The following is a 1,118-nucleotide window of genomic DNA, read 5'->3' on the forward strand; positions in this document are numbered from 1 at the left end:
GCTGGAGGCGTTCCGGATGGGGTCGGGGCAGCAGCTGGCGGTCTTCGGCGCGGGGGCGGTGGGCCTGGCGGCCATCATGGCGGCGAAGGTCGTGGGCGCGGCGACCCTCATCGCGGTGGACCTGGACGTGAAGCGGCTCGAACTCGCGCGCGAGCTGGGCGCCACGGACACCTTCCTCGCGCAGGAGCCCGAGCTCACGAAGAAGATCCGCCAGCGCACCGGGGGCGGGGTGGACTTCGCGCTGGAGTGTGTCGGTTCACCCCAGGTGCTGCGTCAGGCGTTCGACGTGACACGGCCCCTGGGCACCTGCGGGTTGCTCGGACTGCCCGGCCGTGGCGCGGCGGAGGTCACCCTGCCGATGACGTCCCTGCTCGCCGGCCGGAAGCTGGTGGGCATCCTCGAAGGGGACGCCGACCCGAAGACCTTCCTCCCGAAGCTGGTCGCGCTGCACGCGGCCGGACGCTTCCCGCTGGAGAAGCTCATCCGCACCCATGACTTCGAGGCCATCAACGACGCGGTCCACCAGATGGAGACGCGCACGGCGATCAAGCCGGTGCTGCGCATGCAGGGATGAGGGACGTCATGACCTTCGATGAAGCGGTGAAAGCGGGGCGGATCCGCGCCGAGGAGGCGCTCGCGTTGTTCGACAGCCTGCCCACGGTGGACCTTTCGTTCATGTGGGGCACCTGGAAGGGCAGTGAGCTCCAGACGGAGCACCCCATGGACGGGATGCTCAGCGCGACCGGCTGGTACGGCAAGCAGTTCATCGACGCGGAGAGCGTGCACCCGCTGCTGTTCTTCACGGAGGACCGCGCGGCGGTGTTCCCGGTGGATCCGCGCAGGTGGCCCTCCCCGGAGATACGGGGGCCCGTGGGCCCGCACCGGGCCACGGTGGAGACCGCGAAGTTCAAGGCCCGGCTGCGCATGACGCAGTACCGGGGAAGGCTCAGCGCGACGATGATCTACGACGACTGGCCCACGAACGATGTCTTCCGCCAGGTGGACGCGAACACGCTGCTCGGGGTGATGGACGCGCGGGGCATGCCAGCGCCGTACTTCTTCGTGCTGCGCCGCGATGCGGACGCGCGGCCCTTCGCGCGAGCTCCCTAGTTCCGGAG

General features: G+C 69.9%; 2 protein-coding genes. Both read left to right on the forward strand.

All coding sequences use genetic code 11. The features are described from left to right. Positions 1-574: zinc-binding dehydrogenase (locus D7X74_RS42005; protein ID WP_147446918.1), on the forward strand; the 574-nt coding region annotated here is incomplete at its 5' end. 8 nt (positions 575-582) lie between these two features. Beyond that, positions 583-1,110, forward strand: a complete 528-nt coding sequence (locus D7X74_RS42010) for a DUF4334 domain-containing protein (RefSeq protein ID WP_120538472.1) — start codon at positions 583-585, stop codon at positions 1,108-1,110. Positions 1,111-1,118: the final 8 nt, after the last annotated feature.

Origin of the sequence: Corallococcus sp. CA047B, from assembly GCF_003612065.1 — a bacterium.
Lineage (GTDB): Bacteria > Myxococcota > Myxococcia > Myxococcales > Myxococcaceae > Corallococcus > Corallococcus praedator.